The organism is Bacillus sp. EKM202B, assembly GCF_011066025.1.
GTDB classification, from domain to species: domain Bacteria; phylum Bacillota; class Bacilli; order Bacillales; family Bacillaceae_G; genus Bacillus_A; species Bacillus_A toyonensis.
In genome coordinates this window covers 1-3,881 of the sequence record NZ_JAAMNK010000075.1, presented here as the reverse complement: position 1 = coordinate 3,881, position 3,881 = coordinate 1, and the positions used below count along the sequence as shown (strand labels likewise).

The 3,881-nt window shown below is 34.3% G+C and carries 4 protein-coding genes; 2 read left to right on the top strand and 2 right to left on the bottom strand.

Going from position 1 to position 3,881, the window contains the following annotated elements:
* Positions 1-308: 308 nt before the first annotated feature.
* The gene (locus tag G9F74_RS29285) at positions 309-929 is read right to left on the bottom strand and encodes a flavin reductase family protein (protein WP_000738849.1); all 621 of its coding nucleotides are present in this window, start codon (positions 927-929) and stop codon (positions 309-311) included.
* A 100-nt stretch (positions 930-1,029) separates the two neighbouring features.
* Between G9F74_RS29285 and G9F74_RS29280 the strand changes: the two genes are divergently transcribed.
* On the top strand, positions 1,030-1,725 hold the full coding sequence (locus tag G9F74_RS29280) for an ArsR/SmtB family transcription factor (protein ID WP_016107087.1): 696 nt from the start codon (positions 1,030-1,032) through the stop codon (positions 1,723-1,725).
* Positions 1,726-1,831: 106 nt separating this feature from the next.
* Here G9F74_RS29280 and hfq read toward each other — a convergent pair whose 3' ends face one another.
* Positions 1,832-2,020, bottom strand: coding sequence for an RNA chaperone Hfq (hfq, locus tag G9F74_RS29275; RefSeq protein ID WP_165406421.1), 189 nt, complete (start codon positions 2,018-2,020; stop codon positions 1,832-1,834).
* Positions 2,021-2,445: 425 nt separating this feature from the next.
* Here hfq and G9F74_RS29270 point away from each other — a divergent pair, with 425 nt between their 5' ends.
* On the top strand, positions 2,446-3,840 hold the full coding sequence (locus G9F74_RS29270; RefSeq protein WP_165406420.1) for an IS4 family transposase: 1,395 nt from the start codon (positions 2,446-2,448) through the stop codon (positions 3,838-3,840).
* Positions 3,841-3,881: the final 41 nt, after the last annotated feature.

Here is a 3,881-nt window from a genome sequence, read left to right as displayed (position 1 = left end):
CCTTACACATAACCTTTAGAAAAAAGAAACACTCTCTACTATAATTGACGTTGTATGAGCTTAGCTTGATAGCGATGGGGTACAGACCGCAAAACGGAAAAAAAACACGCTAAGGATTTTTGAGCCATTTTAAAGCTAATTTAAATTCTGTTGTATTGGATGCTATAAAGAAATCGAAATAACACTTCTTAGAAAAATTAAAAATAATAAAGAAGCCGAATTCCTTAACAGGTGGAATTCGGTTTCTTACTACAATATTTAACTTTAATTAGGAAAGGATTGTCCACTTTAAAATATAATATATTTATTTATATTTCGGATCGAAAGGTTTTACCTAACTGGTTACCAAGACCAAAATAATGACGGAAATTATATATAAGTGGGCTCCATTTATTTGGGTCAATATGATTTTCTTCAAGAATGATTTCCTTATGAGCGTGTACATGTATAGCTTGTGTCTCAACAATTGCAAAATCAGGAGAATAATCAGGAATTCGAATATGTTTCACCCTTGCCTCAATTTGAATTGGACACTCCATAATTCGAGTAGGTTTTACCGATTTAGACTCAGTAGGTGTTAATCTACTAATATCATATTTTTCTTTTTCATATGTAAACCCATTCTTTTTCTTATAATCTGGAACGGGATTTTTCCCTGTATAGGGGGCTAATTGTTCAACATTCTCCCATAATGAAGGACTCGGAACATTGATTACACATTCAGGATGTCGTTCTAAATTTTCGATAGCTTTCCCACCAAGTCCAATTCCTAATATAATACAATCTCCTAATGCCCATGATGATGACATAGGGCTGATGTTTACTGTTCCATCTTCATTTAGTGAATTTAGTAAAATCACAGGAGTTCCGTAGTATAGAATTTTAGGTTTAATAGTCTCTGTGTTTGAAACCTGAGTCATTTTTTTCATCTTTATTTCTCCTCCTATTCATATGTTCTTCCTTATTTATTGTAGAATATAAACATTTCGATTATCATCGAAATATGGATTACATTAGGGGGAAATTAAAATGAACGCAAATCCAAATGTAGCAATGATTGCTACTCTTGTGAGTGAAGCTTCTCGTGCAGCAATATTAACAGTCTTATTAGATGGTAGATTCCACCCTGCAAGCGAATTAGCATATATGGCAGGAATCAAACCACAGACGGCTAGTTTCCATTTGGCAAAAATGGTCGATGCGAATGTAGTTATAGTTGAAAAACAGGGGAGACATCGATATTATGGAATTCGAAATCCGGAAGTTGCTCAAGTTATGGAGTCATTTTTATCAATAGCTCCACCCATTGAAATTAAATCATTAAAACAGGCTTCGGAAGATAAAGCGATGCGTTTTGCAAGAACATGTTATGATCATCTTGCGGGAAATTTAGGAGTACAATTAACAGATTCTTTAATTAAAATAGGTGTTATTTATGAAGAAAAGGACGGGTTTACTGTTACTGAAAAAGGGGAGTCATTCTTTACAAATTTTCAAATTGATCTTGAAAGGGTTAAGAAAAAGCGTCGTTCATTTACACACAAATGTTTAGATTGGAGTGAAAGACGTCACCACCTTGCGGGAGCATTAGGAAATGCCCTTCTAGAAAGACTATTAGAACTAAATTGGGTTCAACGTTTACCTAAAACAAGAGCAATAAAAATCACTTCTGACGGGAAAAAGGGACTAAAAGAAACATTTTCTTTTGATATTACAAACAACTAAGTTTTGAATATAAAACAGCCGATTTAGTCTTAAAGGGATTAAAGTCGGCTATTTTGTGTTGAAATTTGCTTAACGTGGTTTTTTTCTGAAATACTGGCGGTACCCATTAAATAGCAAGTGTCGAAATCGCTTGTTTATAGATTAGTTGTTGTTTACCATGAACCATCATTAGGGCGGTAAATTTATCTGTTGCAAGGATCTTCCCACGTACTGAAACGCCATTCTTTAAAAATACAGTAACTTCCCCTTTTTTCTCTTTCAATTGTTCATACATATCTTCTTGTAAATTATACATGAAATACGCGCCCTATTTTTAGCTACTTTTCTTTTAATACTTGCTGCCTTCCATTGTGGTCTATTTGTATTTCCCATTTACCTTCTATTTTTCTAAACCATTTTCCTATTTTGCTTACATTATATAGTAAGATCCTCATGATTCAACTCCTTGCCTTTTAAATGCTTATGAACACAATATATACATTTGGAACGATGTTAATTTTTCATATAGGATACCGTCATATTGATATAAAGGCGTTATCCTTTCCTATGATTTCTCAGAAAGAATAACGCCTTTTTCTTTTTAGGGGGTATTTTGTCTAGTTAGCTTGATAGCGATGTGGTTCTACCCCACATCCATCAACTTAAGGATTTAGACTATTCTTGAAGTTAAAAGCACGTTACTATTCTCTTATGTTAATGAGAAAGGGTGACGTGCTTTTTATGAATATTCATCAAAAACAAGAGTTGTCTTTATTTGCTGAAGAGTTATATCGATATATGTCTCCCGCTACACTTAATCAATTAGCTATAGAAGCAGGCGGAATGAAGCGAAAACGCAAGTGCCATGGGCACCATTTTTTATCTTTGTGTGTATGGTTAAATCAACAAATCGCTACTACCTCTCTTACTCAACTTTGTAGTCAATTAGAAACTTCAACAGGAGTTTTATTAAGTCCTGAGGGACTTAATCGGCGATTTAACTCGGCTTCTGTATCCTTCTTTCGAACTGTATTTACTACACTTCTACAAGCTAAAATTGGAGGATTATCTAAGATTTCTCATGCTCTTTCTGCTCACTTTGAGCGTATTCTTATCCTTGATTCTACAACATTTCAAGTGCCAGATCGATTTGCATCTACTTATCCTGGTGCCGGGGGATGTAGTCATAGAGCTGGTGTAAAAATTCAACTAGAGTATGACCTGTTGAGTGGAGAATTTTCTGATGTGAAAATTGAACCAGGAAAACGAAGTGATCAAGCGTATGGTGCGACTCGAACAGATATGGCACAAAAGAATGAACTATATATTCGTGACCTAGGATATTTTCGTTTACAAGACTTTAAGTCTATTCAAGATAGGCAAGGATACTATTTATCACGTCTTAAGTTACCAACTAAGATATATAGAAAAGAGTTCGAAACAGTCGTATTTAAAACAAAACCCGCTCAACTGAGGCCGGTATATATACAAATTCATTTGGAAGAAATCATGAACCAGTTACAACCTGGCCAAGTTTATGAATTACATGATGTATATGTAGGGAGCAAAGACAAATTACCTACTCGCATTGTGGTTTATAAATGTACGGAGGAGCAAAAACAAAAACGCCTACGTGATCGAGCTATTCGTGAAAAGAAAAAAGGAATTACATATACAGAGCGTACGAAACTTCTACAAGGAATTACGGTATATATGACAAACATTCCTACGGAATGGGTACCAAAAGAGAAAATCTATGATTTATATTCACTACGTTGGCAAATAGAACTGTTATTTAAGATATGGAAATCCTGGTTTCAAATTCATCGTTGTAAATCTATTAAACAAGAGCGATTAGAATGTCATCTTTATGGACAACTCATTAGCATCCTATTATGTTCTTCTACAATGTTTAAAATGAGAGAACTCCTGTTGCGTAAGAAACAGAAAGAGTTAAGTGAATATAAAGCGATGTACATAATTAAAGATTATTTTTCACTTTTTCACCAAGCATTACACAAAAACACCCAAGAGCTATCAAAGGTTCTCCTTCGTCTGTTTAACCTCCTACAGCACAACGGACGAAAATCTCATCGATACGAGAAAAAGACAGTCTTTGATATTTCTTACGATTAGTCAATCCTTATTTTTAGATTTTTAATCAATTAAATATCGCA